The sequence below is a fragment of the Variovorax sp. V118 genome (assembly GCF_041154445.1).
Lineage (GTDB): Bacteria > Pseudomonadota > Gammaproteobacteria > Burkholderiales > Burkholderiaceae_C > Variovorax > Variovorax boronicumulans.
Genome location: NZ_AP028663.1, coordinates 6,465,209 through 6,480,207, shown reverse-complemented (window position 1 = coordinate 6,480,207; position 14,999 = coordinate 6,465,209). Strand labels below are relative to the sequence as shown.

The following is a 14,999-nucleotide window of genomic DNA, read 5'->3' as shown; positions in this document are numbered from 1 at the left end:
GGCGTGAATACCGAAGCAACGATCGAGAAACAACAAGCGAAGGCGCCGGCGAACGCGCGGCCGGTGCGGCGCATCGTCACCGGCGAGAACGCGCAGGGCAAATCCGTCTTCGTGTCCGACGGACCTGCGCCGAACTACACAACCGATCCGGGCACGCCGCTCGCGCGGGTGGTGTGGGCGACGGGCGAAGCCGCGGCGCCCGGGACCGATCCGGCGCCTGCCGGTCAAGCCTTCGGTTTTCATTCCAAAGGCGGTTCGCTTCTGCGGGTTGTGGATTTTCCGCCGGACGAAACCTACGAGACCGCGAAGCTGGCGCGTTTTCTTGACGAGCACGGCGTGCGGGACACCGGCGATGCCCGTCACTTCTGGTTCCACAAGACGCAGTCTCTTGACTATGCGATCGTGCTGGACGGCGAGATCCATGCGCTGATGGATGAGGGCGAGACGCTCATGCGCGCTGGCGACATCCTGATCCAGAGGGCCACCAACCACAGTTGGGCGAATCGCTCCGGCAAGACATGCCGCATGGCCTTCGTGCTGCTGGACCTGGAGCCGGGTGCCAAGGTGTGATGGCGTGTCCAGGATAATGGGCTCGTCGCAATAGCCATCGAGAATTCCTTGCCGACCAAAACTCCTTCTCCAACGACCACAGCCAAAGCGCGCGGCCGTTCCGCTGCCTCCTCGGCGGCGAAGCTCGCCGCGGCTCCGGGGCCGGCTGCTTCGCGCACGCGCTCGCCTGGTCGCGCACGCAGCGATGCATCGCGCATGGCCATTCTCGATGCCACGCTGAAGCTGCTTGAAACAACGCCAGTGTCCCAGATCTCCATCGAGTCGATCGCACGTGAGGCGGGCGTGGGCAAGGCCACCATCTACCGTTGGTGGAACTCGAAGGCCGCGGTGGTCATCGAGGCATTCCTGCACACCCACCTGTCCCACACGCCGATGCCGAAGGATGTCAGCCCGCGCGACGCGCTCATGCGGCATATCCACCTGCTGGTCGAGGAGTACAGCGGCTGGTCGGGGCGCATCGTTTCGCAGATCATGGCCGAGGGGCAGAGCGACCCGGACGTGCTGCGCGAGTTCCGCGAACGTTTCTGGTACGGGCGGCGTGCGGTCGTGCGCGAGGTGGTCGAAGACGCGCGCCGCAAGGGCGAGTTCCGCAACGACGTGGAAACGGAACTGCAGATGGACATCCTGTACGCGCCGATCTACTTCCGTCTCCTCATGCGGCACCTGCCGCTGGACAAGAAGTTCGCGGACGAACACTGCGCCACGATGATGCAGATGCTGGCACCCATCGAGGGTCAAACTTCTGCGGCGTCGCCCAAACGGCGCAAGCTCGCCTGAGCCGCCTGCCCGCGGGAGAGTTTCAGCCGCCGGGCAAGGCGGAAGTGTCGACCAGTTGCTCGTACGTAAAGTCGGCACCGAGCAGGCCACAACTGCGGCGCTGCGCGGCAAGTGGCTCGATCCCCGCGTGACCCGGCAACAGCAAGTCCGGTGTGGCACGCAGCATCGCTTCCATCGCCAGCGCCGAGAAGCCGGCGGGTGCCAATGCTTGGCGAGCGGCCTCCGGCGTGCCGATCATGCGCTGGCGTGCCTTTTCGAGGTCGTGCAACCAAGTGGAAAGGGCGGGGGCGTAGCCGTGCCAGGGCGCCTGCCCTCGCCGCCAGGCGCTGACCCGGAAATGCGGGGTAGCGCTCCTGGACGGTCGCGATGCGGCTCAATCCCGCCTCCAGAGCCATGGCGTCGAAGGGGGGCCCAGCAAGGTGGCATCGCCACGTCCCGAGACGATGGCATGGTGCCGTTCCTGCACGCCGCCCACCCGCTCCAGCGCGTAGGCGTCCGGTCCGATGCCTTCGTCCGTGAGCATGGCGCGCAAGGCCACGACGAAGCGGTTGTCGGGTGCGTCGACGAGGATGCAGTCGATGCGGGCAGGCCCGGATGGGCGACGAGCGCGCTGCGCAAGCTGGTGAGCTGGCTGATGGCGTCGAAGTCGGTGGGTTTGTACGGAGACGCTGGAGTACCGCATCACCTACACGAACAACGGCGACGCGCCGATCCGCAGCATGGTCGTGAACGACATGACGCCGGGCTACACCACCTTCGTGAGCGCAACCACCGGCACCACGCCGGCGTCGCTCACGGGCTGCGTCAAGACCACGCCGGCGAACGCGCCGCCGGCGGGCGCGGTGGCCTGCACCACGGCCCAGCCCGCAGGCGGCACGGGCGCGATCGACTGGCGCTTCACGGGCACGGTCGAGCCGGGCGGCACGGGCTTCGTGCTGTTCCAGGTGAAGGTGGATTGATCAGCTGAAGTTCTTGCGGACAAGACTTGCGCCGCGCAGGGCGCGCTCGGCGGCGTTGTTGTCGATCTCGATGGACCTGTCATCGCGGTAGCGTGTCAGCGCCCCTAGTCGTGTGAGCGTGTACCCGATGCACGCGCAGGTCCTCCAGCGCCCATCAGGGCACGCCGGGCAGCGCCTGGGCCGCGAGCGCGTCCAGCATTGAAAGGTCGACAAGGTTCGCGTAGCCGGCTACCGCACCCTCAAGCCCGAGACGGCGCCGCTGATCGATCAGAAGCTCGACGCCCTCGCGATCCGGCACGAGGCTGGGCGGTCGCAGGGCGATCTGGGCCGCCACTGCGCCGGGGGGATAGCCGGCATCCACCAGGGCCTGAAACACGGCCGGGTTCCCGGAACTCATGCGGTCACTGGCCGCCTGCAGCCCACGCAGCCAGGGCGCCAGGCGAGGGCGCAGGGCATCGAGGGCGGCTTTGCGCAGCACTAGGCCCTGCCCGGGAAAGGCCGGGTAGCTCTGCTGCACGCAGGCGAGCGCAGCGAAGCCCGCACGCAGCGCCACGGCGTCGAAGGGCGGGCCCAGCAGCGTGCAGTCGCCGCGGCCGGCGAGCAGCGCGTCCCAGCGCTCCTGCACGCCGCCGGCGGGACGCAGTGTGTAATCGACGGCATGCAGCGTCGCGTCGGCCAGCAGTGTGCGCAGGGCGACCACGAAGCCGTTCGCGGGCGCGTCTACCAGCACGGTCGCGCCCCTGAGTTCCTCGAGCGTGTGCAAGCCGGCGCGGGCGATCAGTTGCAGCGGCGTGGTCCGCTCGACCTGGGCCACGATGCAGAAGTCCTGCGGGCCGGGCCGAAGGTTCCAGTCCATCACGTTGTCCATGGCCGTGACCACCATGTCGGTGCGGCCCGCGCACAGCGCTTCGAACTGAGCGTCGGACGAAGGGTTGCGCGTGCCCTGCACCGCATCCGCCGCCACCAGGCCCAGCGCCGGCGCCACCGCCGCCACGGCCGGTTGCACGAACCACATCACTTGCATGCCATCAGCCATGCGCTCGGCCTTGGGTGGTTGCTGTCGCGTGTACCGGGGTCGCGGAGGACTTGTCGCGCGCACCCAGGCGGAAACTGACCGCCGCCAGCAGCCCGATGGCCAGCGCCGCCCAACCCAGGCTGCCGTAGCCCAGATGCTGCGCCAGCACCCCGCCCAGCAGCGGCCCGCCGGCGGAGCCGGTCATGATCATCACCGGGCTGGAGGCAACCACGCGGCCGGTCGGGTCCTGCCGTGCCAGCAGGCCAAAGGCGAAGATGTGGGTGAAGGCCAGCACGCTGATCAGCAGGGAGGCCGAGATCACGTACATGGAAAAGCTGTTGCCCTGCGTGACCAGTAGGCCGGCGGCGGCCTGTACCAGCGGGCCGATGCAGACCACCGCTGTTGCAGACCAGCGCCGGTCCAGCAGACCGGCGAGGGCGGAGGGAAAGAGATTCGCGATGCCGCTCACGACCAGCACCAGGCCGATCTGCGCCGCCGTGTAGCCATGCCAGCCGCCGATGCGCTCGATGAAGCCGAAGACCATCGCGTGGTTCAGCGTCATCAGGCTCACGCCGGCCATGCCGAACCACACCTGCGAAGGCAGGCGCACACCGGCCTGCGACGGCGGTGCCAGCTTCCAGTGCGCCGGAAAGGCGATCAGCGTGCACAGCGCGGCCACGCCCATGACGCCGGCCATGGTGGCGAAGAAGGCGTTCGCGCCCAGGCGCTGCACCAGCGGCGGTAGCACACCGAAGAAGGCGATGGCCAGCACCGCTAGCGCGGTGAAGGCGATGGCGGCCAGGCGATGCGGGTTGGTGCTGGCGCCCATGGTGCCGTGCGTCATGGACAGCCCGCAGCCCACAGCCAGGCCGGCCACCGCGTGCAGCCCCGCGAGGGCGGCGTAGTCGCGGCTGAACATCATGCCCGCGAAGCACAGGCCGGCCAGCGCGTAGGCCGTCGGCGTGATGCGCTCGCGCCGCAGGCGGTTGAGTCGGGGTGCGAAGCACAGGCTGCTGAGCACCACGGCGGCCAGGAACAGGGTGGCCAAGGCGCCGGCGAGCTGGGGCTGCAGGCCCAACTGGCCGATCAGCACCATGCCCACCCAGACGGGCAGGGACACGATGTCCATCAGTCCGGCGCAGTGGCCGGCCACTAGTGCGATGCGGCCCGGGATGCCGTCGCGCTGCTGGCCTTCGAGGCCCGGGGGTTGGGTGTCTTGCATGGGTTCTGTCTCCTTTTTCTTGGGGGGGTCATCGGCGCCTGAATGCGCTCACATGTCTTGGAAGGTCTCGCTCAGCCAGTCCGCGATGTAGTCGCGCGCGACGGTGCCGTTGTCGGCGCCGAAGTGCTCGACTTCCATGTGCTCGCGGGTGGTGATGAACAGCTCCCGCTTGGGGCTGTTGACAGCGAGGTCATAGGCTTGTTGTGCATAGGCCAGGGGGATCTGCCGGTCGCCGCCGGGGTGCGTGACCAGGAAGGGCACGCGGAGGTCGGCGAGCACGCCGCTCAGGTCCATGCAGGGCGCCCAGGCCATGAACTCTTCCAGCGAGCGCTTGCCGAAGACCCACATCACGTGCTCCCAGTAATGCGGCACCGGGCGGTCGCCTTCGCGCGCCAGGCGCCGACGCTGCACTTCACCCCAGTTGGTGTTGGCGCCCAGCACGGCGCACAGCTTGAAGCGCGGCTCCATGGCGGCCGCGCGCGGCGCGAAGTAGCCGCCCAGCGATCCGCCGAACATGCCGATGCGTGCGTGATCGACGTCGGCGCGCGTGAGCAGGTAGTCGCAGGCCGGCGTGGCCCAGGCCTCTGCGTCGTGCCGGCCCGGAAGGCCGAAACTGCGCAAGGCCTCGCCGGAGCCGGGTTGGTCGACGATCAAGGTCGACACGCCCCGTTGCCGGAAGGACTGTGCGAAGCCGATGCCGTAGGCCTGTTCCTTCATCGAGTCCAGGCCGTTGCAGCAGACCACGCAGGGTGCGGCTCGGCCGTCCGCGCCCGGCGCGGCGCCCACGAACAAGGCTGTGAAATGCCGTCCTTCGTAGGGGATGTCCACGAACTCCGTGTCGTGGCCCTGCAGCGCGAGCGCTACGCGAAAGTACTTCAGGCCGTCCTGGTAGGCGCGCCAGCGCGGCGCGTGGCCGGCGCTTTGCATGCGCTCGGCGCCCAGCAGGTACAACGCCGCGCGCTGGAACTTGATGCCCGCCGACAGGCGTCGGTTGCGTGCAAGGTCGCGCTGGGCCATGGCGATGACCTGGCGGGCGACGCCCAGCCAGGCGTCGAACAGCAAGGCGGTGTCGGCCTCCTCGCCACGCAGAGCGGCCTCACGCACTGGGCGGCAGACCGCGTCCAGCTCGCCGTGGTTGCCGCCCGCGAGAAGCGCCAGATTGATGGACAGGTTCCAGACGTAGTTGCCGGGAAAGGGTTCGAACATGAGGGGCCTTTCGTGAGCGGGGGACTCTGAGCGCGCAGTGGGGACCTCGAACGTCGCGAGGCCCGTCCTACGCTCGGCGGGCGGTCAATCCAGCCGGATGTTGTTGGCCTTGATCACCTCGCCCCAGGTCTTCTGGTCCGTAGCCCACAAGGCCTTGAAAGCGTCGGGACTGGAATAGATGGCTTCGCCGCCGCTGTTGGCGAAGTAGTGCTTGATCTCCGGGTCCTGCGCGGCTTCGGCCAGCGCCTGGACCAGACGCTGCGTGACGGCACCCGGCAGCCCGCGCGGGCCGGAGAGGCCCATCCACGAACCGCTCAGCGAGAGGTCGCGCACGTTCTGCTCGCTTAGGGTGGGTACGTCCGGCATCACGGCCACACGCCGGGCCGTGACCACGCCCAGGGGACGCAGGCGGCCCGAGCGCACGAAAGGCAGCGCCGTGAACACTTCGCCAAATAGAACCTGCACCTCATCGGCCACCAGGGCCTGCACCATGGCGGCGCCGCCCTTGTAGGGCACGTGCACCGCGTCCAGGCCGGTGCGCATCTTCAGCAGTTCGGTTTGCAGGTGCGGAATGGTGCCGATGCCGGGCGTGCCGTAGTTCAGCTTGCCCGGGTGCTGCTTCCCATAGGCAATGAGTTCCTGCAGGTTGCGCACCGGCACCTTGTCGTTGACGAGCAGCACGGCATTGAAGCGCCCGAAGCCGCCGATGGGCACGAAGTCGCGCGCACCGTCGTAGGACGGCTTGTCCATCAGCAGCGGGGCGGTGATCTGGCCGGCCAGCGTGGAAAGCAGAAGCGTGTAGCCGTCGGGCGGCGCATGCAGCACTTGCGAAGTGGCCAGCATGCCGGAGGCGCCGGGTCGGTTGTCCACTACCACGCTCTGGCCCAGGCGGGCCTGCAGCCTTTCAGCGAGCACGCGCGCGGGCCGATCGACCGGCCCACCCGCCGGCACCGGCACCACCAGCCGGATCGGGCGCGTGGGGTAAGCCTCCGTGCCCTGGGCGTACGCCGGTGCGAACGCAGATGCAGCCGTAGCCGCCGTCAGGCAGACGAAGGAGCGGCGCGTCAAGGCGCTAGCAGTGCGGGTCTTGGGGGTCATGTTCGTGGTCTCCAGATCTTTCGAGGGGCGGGGCGGGGTGAGACTGGGCTCAGTCCACCTGAAGGCCTGCCTTGTGAACAGAAGCGCGCAGCAGCGGCAACTCGCGCGCCACCCGCGTCTCGTAGGCGCTGCCGGGTTCGGACTGCACGTCGATGCCGCTGCGCCGCAGTTCGGCTCGCACGGCGGGGTCGGCCAGCGTGTCGGCCAGGGCCTGGCCCAGCGCGCGGCGCGCCGTGTCGGGCAACCCGCGGGGCGCCACGATGGCCATCCAGGTCACGAACTCGAAACCGGGATAGCCGGACTCGGCCAGGGTGGGCACCTGGGGCAGCGATTCCGCCCGGCGCGCACCGGTGACGGCCAGCGGTCGAACCTTGCCGCCCGCAAGTTGGGGCAGCGTCGCGATGGGCGTGTCCACCATCAGCGGGATGTGGCCGCCAATCAGCTCGGTCATGGCTGGCGCGCTGCCCTTGTAGGGCACGTGCTGCAGCTCGATGCCGGCGCGCAGCTTGAACATCTCGCCCGCCAGGTGCGAGACCGTTCCGGAGCCGAAGGAGCCGTAGCTGAGCTGACCGGGCTTTTCGCGTGCCAGCGTCACCAACTCCGGGACGTTGCGCGCCGGCAGGCCTGCATGGGCCAGGATCACCATCGGCGAGCTGCCAATCAAGCCGATACCCTCGAAGCTGCGCACGGGGTCGTATGGAAGGCTCGTGCGTAGGGCTGGGTTGACGGTGAAGGTGGTGTTGGAGCTGATCAGCAGGGTGTAGCCATCCGGTGCGGCGCGGGCCACGAAGGCCGCACCGATGGTGCCGCCCGCGCCGGCGCGGTTGTCCACCACGACGCTTTGCTTCAGGCGGGTGGCCAGGCCCTGAGCCATCAGGCGCCCGATCACGTCGGTGGCGCCGCCGGCGGGAAAGGGAACGACCAGCGAGATGGGCCGCTGCGCAAAGGCAAAGGCGGCGCTGCATGACAACAGCATGGCTGTGGCCAGGGCGCGGGAGAGGAGGGATCGCATGGCTGAAGGCTCCCGATGGGGCGTTGGGACGATGGGGGAGGCAGGTGCGAGCGGCTGGGCTCAGGTCGGCTGCGGTAACTGGGCAGGATCGATCAGCATCAGGTCGCCGTGGCGGCCGATGCGGAAAGGCACGGCCTCCAGGTGCACACCCCGGCAGGGCCCGTGTACACACAAGCCACTGTCGAGGTCGAACAGGGCGCCATGGGCGGCGCAGACGATGTGCTCGCCCGCGGCGTTCAGGTAGGCATGCCGGCGCCAGGGCAGCGGCGTGCCCAGATGCGGGCAGCGGTCGGCCCACACGCGCACCTGTCCGCCAGATTGAACGGCGAATACGCTGTCTTGACCACTGCCAGCCGGGTCGAAGCCGCGCGCATGTCCGTCGCGCAGCTCGGCCAACGCGCAAAGCCGCACTGGGAGAGATGCTTCAGGCATGGCTGCCATCCGTCGGTGGCGCGTCGGGGCCGGGCGCCCAAGCCTCGCGGTAGGCGAACAGGAAGACCTGTGAGCGGTCGGCAGCTATCGGCCATTCGCGCGCCTGCCAGCTCGCGTCGTGCAGGTCCATGTCGGCGTCCATCTCCATGTTGCAACCGAAGGGGCTCTTGAAGTACCAGAACCAGTTGCTACCCATCTGATGGCGGCCCGGACCCCAGAAGGACTGGTAGCCCTTCTCGACGAAGTGCTTGCCGTTGAGCAGCACCTCGGTCGGCCCGCCGAAGTGGAAGGTGAAATGCTCCACTCCCTTCACATGCTCCGGTGCGGTGATGAAGAAGTGCGTGTGGTGGTCCAGCGTGCCTGCCGGCTGCAAAAAAGGCCCCATGCCTACGAAGCGGTCGACGACCCTGAACCCCAGCCGTGCATAGAAGGCTTCGGAGCGGGCGGGATCGGGCACGAAATACACCACGTGCGACAGCGTGCGTGGCCGCACCGGCAATGGCATTGCCGCATCCACGCCAAGCTGATTGGCGGGCCGCTGGAACGGCGAGCCTGTCGCGTTGATCACTTCGGCTGCGAGTGTGACGGGCCGGCGCACCGTCAACTGGAAGCCCAGCAGGAAGCCGTCGTCGTCCACCGATTCGATGGAGCCGTCGGGCAGGCGGCGCACCTCCCGGTCCTTTGCGAGTTCGGCGGCAATCGCCTCCAGCTCGGCTGGGTCACGCACGCCCATGACGGTCTTGCGCAACGCGCAGTGTGGAACCCTGGCAGGCGGCAGCGCGGGGTCGTCGGCGGCGGCAATCACCACCGCAGTCCCGTCCAGCGCTTCGAAGCGTCCGTCGCCGGCCTCGTGCAGCCCGTAGTCGAGCAAGTACTGGCGGCAGGCGGTGACGTTGTCCACGCCAAAGACAAGCGTGTCTAGGCCTACGATCTTCATGGGATGTCTCCTTAGATGTGTGGGCGGCAGATGGCTCAGGCTCAGAGGCCGCCCAGCGCCACGTACTTGATCTCGAGGTAGTCGTCCATGCCGTACTTGGAGCCCTCGCGCCCCAGGCCCGAGGTCTTGACGCCGCCGAAGGGCGCCACCTCCGTGGAGATCATTCCCTCATTGACGCCGACCATGCCGAACTCCAGCCCTTCGATGACTCGGAAGATTCGACCGATGTCGCGCGCGTACACATACGACGCAAGGCCGAACGGTGTGTCGTTAGCCATTGCGATGGCCTCTTCCTCTGTCTCGAAGCGGAACAGCGGCGCCACCGGGCCGAAGGTCTCGTCACTGAAAATCAGTGCATCGCGTGGCACGTCTGCCAGTACAGTCGCCTCGAAGAAGGAGCCGCCCAGCGCGTGCCGCTGTCCACCTGTGATGACGCGTGCGCCCTTGGACACCGCATCGGCGATGTGCTCTTCCACCTTCTGCACGGCGTCCTCGTTGATGAGCGGTCCCAGCACCACGCCCTCGTGCATGCCGTTGCCGATCTTCATTTCCGCAGTGGCTTTGGCTAGCTTCTTGGCGAAGGTGTCGTAGATGCCCGACTGCACCAGCAGCCGGTTGGCGGCGACGCAAGCCTGGCCCGTGTTTCGGTACTTGGCCGCCATCGCGCCCCTCACGGCGGCATCGACGTCGGCATCGTCGAAGACGATGAACGGTGCGTTGCCGCCCAGCTCCATGCTGGTCTTCTTGATCGTCGGCGCGCATTGCGCGAGCAGTTGCGCGCCCACCTCGGTGGAACCCGTGAACGACAGCTTGCGCACTATCGGGCTGGCAGTGAGTTCACCGCCGATCGCGCGGGCGGAGCCGGTGACGACGTTGCATACGCCCTTAGGCAGGCCGGCACGCTCGGCAAGCACAGCCAGCGCCAGCGCCGACAACGGTGTTTGGCTGGCGGGCTTGATCACGCCAGCGCAACCCACCGCCCAAGCCGGTCCGGCTTTGCGGGTGATCATGGCAGAGGGAAAGTTCCAGGGCGTGATAGCGGCAAATACCCCGATGGGTGCCTTCTGCACGAGGATCCGGCGGCCATCCACATTCTGGGGAATGATGTCGCCATAGACACGCTTGGCCTCTTCAGCGAACCACTCTATGAAGCCGGCGGCGTAGAGGATCTCGCTGCGCGCTTCGACCAGAGGCTTGCCCTGCTCGGCGGTCATGATGACTGCGAGGTCGTCGATGTTCGCAAGCATCAGGTCGTACAGCGTCCGCAGGACTTTGGAGCGCTCCTTGGGCAGCGTCTTGCGCCAGCTCTGCATGGCGCGTTCCGCCGCCGCGATGGCGCGACGCGTTTCAGCCGCGCCGCCGTTGGGCACACGTGCTACGAGTTCGCCCGTGGCGGGGTTTCGCACCTCCAACGTCTGTTCGCTATCGGCCTGCACCCATTCGCCGTCGATCAGCATGGCCTGGCGCAGCAGGCTGGGGTCTGTCAGAGGCATTACTGTGATGTCATTCATGGCGGGTTCTTCTTCAGACCGGGTTGCGGCCGACGAAGAACGCTTCGTCCGGGTCGGTCGTAGGGTTCAGCCCGGCTGCTTGCGTGGCGTTGCGCAGCATGGCCATGTCGCGTCCGTGTACCCGCGCGGTCGGGTGGCGGATCGGGCCGCCGTTGTAGCCTTGCAGCCAGCTCTGGTACTTCCACATCAGCCGGTTCGACAGTGCATGTCCACCAAACCCTACGGTGGCCACGGCCTTGCGCATTGGATCGAGCTTGTAGAAGATCTCGGTCGCCTCGTTAAACTTGCCTTCGCGGATCAGCTTGTGCGCGCGAGGAATCCAGGGGCCGAAGAAGGCGCTGTAGTTGGTGCCGCAGAACGGGATGTCCATCACCTGAGCCAGCGGGATGTACTCGTACTCGAGCGGCGATGAGATCACCACCTCCTTGTGGAACTCGCGGTGGCATTCAATGGCCGACATGATGTAGGGCATGCCGCCTTCGGTCTTGATTGCCGCCACGTTGGGGCAGTCATCCACCAGGCGGCGCAGCACTGGAACAGGGATGTCGGCGGGGTGAAGTCGGCTGAAGCCCCAGATGGGAACCGGGAACAGCATGACGGCCAGGTTGGTGGCGTCGCACATGGCCTTGCTGTACTGGTACACCTCTTCGTAGGACTTCGGATAGAAGTGGGGGGGGTACCCGAGCAACACGAGTTCGGCGCCGTTGGCTTCGGCGCGCTTGACTGCAGCGATGTTGTCTTCCAGCGTGTTGAACACGGCGTGGTGGACCACGATCAGACGACCCTTGGCTTCGTCCACCATCAACTGTTGAAACTGATCGTGCTCCTCAAACGACAGCGGCACTTCGGAGACGGCAAGCGATCCGACGAAGCCGTGCTCGATGGTGAGGTTCACGTCGTGACGTATGGCTTTCTCGTTCAGGCACGTGAAGTCCGACGTCATCGTCGGGATCGTCACGTTGGCAACGCCAACGAGATGTTCGCGTGCCCATTCTCGGGCTTCGCTTCGGTGGTATCTGGCCATGGTGTGCTCCTTGTTTCCTTCAGATGGCTTTGGATTCGAATTCGATTGGCAGTGGGACCGCCAGCCCGGCCTGCAAGGCTTTCTCCAGAATCAGTTCGGCGATGACGATGTCCTGGAAGCCACTCCCTACCGACTTGAAGAGGGGCGCGCGTGAGGCGCGAGCGCGATCCGCTGCCGCATCGCTGAGAAGTGCTGACAGGCTGATGGCTTTGTCATGGGCCTCGATGCCTGCCGCGCGGGCAGCGATCATGTCGCCGGTGTCGTGCAGCACCTCTTCCAGCATGTCGCAGACGATGAAGTCGCTGCGCGCGATCACCGATGCGTCGAGCTCGCGCTGCTGAGGCACGGTTGAGCCAATCGACACCACGGCGGCGCCGGGCGCGAGCCAGTCGCCGTGCAGAATTGGCTGTTCGCCGCGCGAACGTGCTGCCGCCAGCACGAGTTCGGCGCCTTCCACGGCTTCCTGCGGAGTAGCTGCGGCGCGTGCGGCTACGCCAAGATCGCGTGTCACCGCCTCCGCAAAGGCGACACGGCGTTCCGGTGTGGGGCTGAAGACCACAACTTCGGTGAGTGGGCGAATGCTGGCGAACGCACGCGTATGCATCGACGCCTCCAGGCCGCTGCCGAGCACCGCCAGACGGGCCGGACCCGGAGGCGCCAACCGGTCCAATGCCGCGGCCGATGTGGCGGCGGTGCGCAAGCCGGTGACGAGGTTGCCGTCGATGAAGGCTGCGATGCGACTGGTGTGCCGATCGAACAGCACGATGACGTACTCGACACTCGGCGACACCACGCCTGCGGCAGCGCCCATGAGCTTGGCACCGTAGTAGCGGCCGCCCGCTGGCGCGGCCGGCAGTGTTCGCAGCCAAGCTTTGTCGGAGGCGGCAATGCTGCGCGCGGGGGTTGCAGCGGCGTCATTGGGGCGTGCATAGGCCGCCTGAAGCGCTTCGATCGCATCCTTCCAGCGAAAGACTTGCTGGGCGGCACTGCTCGAGATGAATACGGGGGCGGTCATGATGCGGAGATGTCCTTAAAACGGTTGAGCGAGCAGGGCGTGACCTTCCATGAGCAGTTCCATGCCGCGTCCGCCGTCGCCGCCCGCCTGCTCGTTCACGCAGATCTCCAGCGAGATCTCGTAGAGGCGCTTGACTCTGGGCGCACGCCGCTCGCAGTAGGCGGCCAGCGCTTCAGGCACGCAGGCATGCTGGCTGAGCTCTTGCGCCAGTGCGACTGCGTCCTCGATGGCCATGCCGCCACCGGAAGTCATCTGCGGCGTCATGGCATGCGCGGCGTCGCCCACCAGGGCCACGCGGCCGCGATACCAGGGCTGGGGCATGAGCAGGATGTCGAGCGGCCGGAAGCTGACGTGGCGCGTGCCATCAATGCGCGCGGCCACTTCCGCGATCTCCGGTGCCGTGAAGGGCGCCAGGCGCTCGCGCAGAAGCTCGCCCAGTCGCTCGGTCGGAAAGCGCACGTGCTGCGCCGAGTTCTCCAGTGAGAAGAAATAGCACAGCTCTTCGGACAGCGGCAGCGTTCCAACGGTCTGGTGCCCTTCGCCATGCCAGAACACCATGCCTTCCAGTCCGGCTGGTCGCTCGACCGTGTAGCGCCACACGCCCTGGCCGGCAAACTTGGGCTGGTACTGGCTACCGAAGGCGCGCGTGCGCACCTTGGAATAGACCCCGTCGGCGCCTACGAGCAAGTCGCAGCGTCCAGTTTCGCCGGTGGACAGTCGGTAGCTCACGCCGTCGGCGTCAGACTCGAAGTCCTCCACCGTGGTGCCGAAGTCCAGCTGCGCGCCGTTGGCTTCGGCGTGCTCGGTCAGCACCTTCGCCAGCACCGGACGCATGATGCCGATGGCGGCAGGTGCGTCGGAGCGGTAGACGCGCCCGGCGTTTTGCTGGTGCAGCGTGCGACCCGTGGCGTCCCGATTGGTGATGGAGTCCCACGCGAAGCCGCGCGCAATGCAATCCTGCGCCAGCCCTACCTGGTCCAGCGCGCGCAGGGTGTTGCCCAGCAGCATGATGCCAGTGCCGAGCTGCTCCGTGCGTTGGCCGGCCTCGATGACGCGCACCGCGTGGCCTGCGCGGGCCAGGCCGTGCGCCAGCGTCATCCCTGCGATGCCGCCGCCAATGATCACGATCCGATGTATGTGGCTCATGAAGTCTCCTGTAGGTTCTTCTGAATTGGGTTCGCTCGCCCGTCTGGCTGCTGGTGCAACGGATCAAGTGCGTCCATACCTTTAATCTATACGATGCGTATCGTTTTGATATGAGGGTTTGCACCGTGGTGCGAGTGGTGCAGATGTCGGCTTGCGCAAGGGCGAAAGCAACGCTGCGCAGGGGCCTGGCCGTGCCTGTTCAGCCGCGCGTTTCGGGCGCGCGTCAGCGATGTGCCTGGTTCGCGTGCTTCAGTGGCACGCTTCGGTAGCGCGGGTCGGCTCGGTGTCCGCCCGCCTCAGCCACGCGCGAGCGCGACCTCGATGCCCCGGATGGCCTGCTCGATCTGCGGGCGTAGCAGGGCCACGCGCGCGGGTGTCATGCGCGCGTTGATGGCTGCGATGCTCACCGTGCCCACCACGCGCCCCAGCGTGTTGCGAAAGGGCATGCCGATGGCCGTGACGCCGGGCGTGATGCGGTTGCGGATGAGCGCGTAGCCCTGCCGCCGTGCTGCGGCCATGGACTCGCGCAGCGCCTTTTCGGGAAAGTCATAGTCGACGGCGATGCGTCCGGCCACCTTGTCCAGGATCGCATGGCGCTCCTCGTCAGGCAGTGCGGCCAGGATCGCCAGACCGCCTGCACCCAGCCCCAGCGGGCGCCGGCTGCCGATCTGCAGCGTCAGCACGCGGATCGGCGAGGGGCCTTCGTGGCGCTCGATGCACACCGCCTCATCGCCGCTGCGAATCACGACGTAGACCGTGTCGCCGGCCTCCAGCGCCAGCCGCTCCACCGCCGGCCTGCAGGCCGCGCGCATGTCGAACTGCTGCGCCGCCGCAAGGCCCAGCTCGAATACCACCGGCCCGAGCGCATAACAGCGAGTGGCTTCGATCTGGCGCGCAGCCCCTTCCTCCACCAACTGGCTCAGCAACCGGTGCACGGTGGACGGTGCCAAACCCGACGCCGATGCCAGGCGCGACAGCGGCAGTCCGCGCGGCCCGGCGGTGGCCAGCGCGCGCAGCAGCGCCATGGCGCGCTTGAGCGGGCCGGCATGTTCGAGCGTCAAAGAGGATTCCATTG

At 67.3% G+C, this 14,999-nt stretch carries 17 protein-coding genes and 1 pseudogene; 3 read left to right on the top strand and 15 right to left on the bottom strand.

From position 1 onward, the window contains the following. Positions 1-3: 3 nt before the first annotated feature. The gene (locus tag ACAM52_RS30150) at positions 4-570 is read left to right on the top strand and encodes a cupin domain-containing protein (RefSeq protein WP_260685111.1); all 567 of its coding nucleotides are present in this window, start codon (positions 4-6) and stop codon (positions 568-570) included. Positions 571-618: 48 nt separating this feature from the next. Continuing rightward, complete coding sequence (locus ACAM52_RS30145) at positions 619-1,347, top strand: TetR/AcrR family transcriptional regulator (RefSeq protein WP_369632957.1); 729 nt, start codon at positions 619-621, stop codon at positions 1,345-1,347. A gap of 22 nt (positions 1,348-1,369) precedes the next feature. Here the strand turns inward: ACAM52_RS30145 and ACAM52_RS30140 are convergent, their stop codons facing one another. Continuing rightward, positions 1,370-1,585, bottom strand: coding sequence for a hypothetical protein (locus tag ACAM52_RS30140; protein ID WP_369630351.1), 216 nt, complete (start codon positions 1,583-1,585; stop codon positions 1,370-1,372). Between the two features lie 135 nt (positions 1,586-1,720). Next, positions 1,721-2,029, bottom strand: a complete 309-nt coding sequence (locus ACAM52_RS30135) for a hypothetical protein (protein ID WP_369630350.1) — start codon at positions 2,027-2,029, stop codon at positions 1,721-1,723. Here ACAM52_RS30135 and ACAM52_RS30130 point away from each other — a divergent pair. Next, entirely contained in the window at positions 2,016-2,306 is a 291-nt protein-coding gene (locus ACAM52_RS30130) for a hypothetical protein (protein WP_369647803.1), read from the top strand. The two genes, ACAM52_RS30135 and ACAM52_RS30130, sit on opposite strands and share 14 nt — an antisense overlap. 6 nt (positions 2,307-2,312) lie before the next feature. On the opposite strand, the pseudogene ACAM52_RS30125 reads toward ACAM52_RS30130, so the two are convergent. The 13 genes and pseudogenes from ACAM52_RS30125 to ACAM52_RS30065 form a co-directional block, all read right to left on the bottom strand. After that, positions 2,313-2,408: pseudogene (locus ACAM52_RS30125) on the bottom strand (transposase); the annotation flags it as partial. 52 nt (positions 2,409-2,460) lie between these two features. Then, entirely contained in the window at positions 2,461-3,342 is an 882-nt protein-coding gene (locus tag ACAM52_RS30120; protein ID WP_369630349.1) for an ABC transporter substrate-binding protein, read from the bottom strand. Beyond that, positions 3,335-4,543, bottom strand: a complete 1,209-nt coding sequence (locus tag ACAM52_RS30115) for an MFS transporter (protein WP_139701269.1) — start codon at positions 4,541-4,543, stop codon at positions 3,335-3,337. Before ACAM52_RS30115 ends, ACAM52_RS30120 begins: the two co-directional genes overlap by 8 nt. A gap of 48 nt (positions 4,544-4,591) precedes the next feature. After that, the gene (locus ACAM52_RS30110) at positions 4,592-5,749 is read right to left on the bottom strand and encodes an alpha/beta hydrolase (RefSeq protein ID WP_139701270.1); all 1,158 of its coding nucleotides are present in this window, start codon (positions 5,747-5,749) and stop codon (positions 4,592-4,594) included. A gap of 84 nt (positions 5,750-5,833) precedes the next feature. Continuing rightward, positions 5,834-6,847 (bottom strand): tripartite tricarboxylate transporter substrate binding protein, encoded by a 1,014-nt coding sequence (locus tag ACAM52_RS30105; RefSeq protein ID WP_139701271.1) that lies wholly within the window; start codon positions 6,845-6,847, stop codon positions 5,834-5,836. A gap of 49 nt (positions 6,848-6,896) precedes the next feature. Next, positions 6,897-7,859, bottom strand: coding sequence for a Bug family tripartite tricarboxylate transporter substrate binding protein (locus ACAM52_RS30100; RefSeq protein WP_369645379.1), 963 nt, complete (start codon positions 7,857-7,859; stop codon positions 6,897-6,899). Positions 7,860-7,919: 60 nt separating this feature from the next. After that, positions 7,920-8,291, bottom strand: a complete 372-nt coding sequence (locus tag ACAM52_RS30095; RefSeq protein WP_185993680.1) for a Rieske 2Fe-2S domain-containing protein — start codon at positions 8,289-8,291, stop codon at positions 7,920-7,922. Continuing rightward, a complete protein-coding gene (locus ACAM52_RS30090) occupies positions 8,284-9,228 on the bottom strand; it encodes a VOC family protein (RefSeq protein WP_369645378.1) in 945 nt (314 codons plus the stop codon). The genes ACAM52_RS30095 and ACAM52_RS30090 overlap by 8 nt, the downstream gene beginning before the upstream one ends. 41 nt (positions 9,229-9,269) lie before the next feature. After that, entirely contained in the window at positions 9,270-10,739 is a 1,470-nt protein-coding gene (locus ACAM52_RS30085; RefSeq protein WP_369645377.1) for an NAD-dependent succinate-semialdehyde dehydrogenase, read from the bottom strand. Positions 10,740-10,752: 13 nt separating this feature from the next. After that, entirely contained in the window at positions 10,753-11,763 is a 1,011-nt protein-coding gene (locus ACAM52_RS30080; RefSeq protein WP_139701274.1) for a dihydrodipicolinate synthase family protein, read from the bottom strand. Positions 11,764-11,782: 19 nt separating this feature from the next. Next, on the bottom strand, positions 11,783-12,778 hold the full coding sequence (locus ACAM52_RS30075) for an ornithine cyclodeaminase family protein (RefSeq protein ID WP_139701275.1): 996 nt from the start codon (positions 12,776-12,778) through the stop codon (positions 11,783-11,785). A 15-nt stretch (positions 12,779-12,793) separates the two neighbouring features. Next, positions 12,794-13,924, bottom strand: a complete 1,131-nt coding sequence (locus ACAM52_RS30070; RefSeq protein WP_139701276.1) for an FAD-dependent monooxygenase — start codon at positions 13,922-13,924, stop codon at positions 12,794-12,796. A 296-nt stretch (positions 13,925-14,220) separates the two neighbouring features. Beyond that, positions 14,221-14,997 (bottom strand): IclR family transcriptional regulator, encoded by a 777-nt coding sequence (locus ACAM52_RS30065; RefSeq protein WP_185993679.1) that lies wholly within the window; start codon positions 14,995-14,997, stop codon positions 14,221-14,223. Positions 14,998-14,999: the final 2 nt, after the last annotated feature.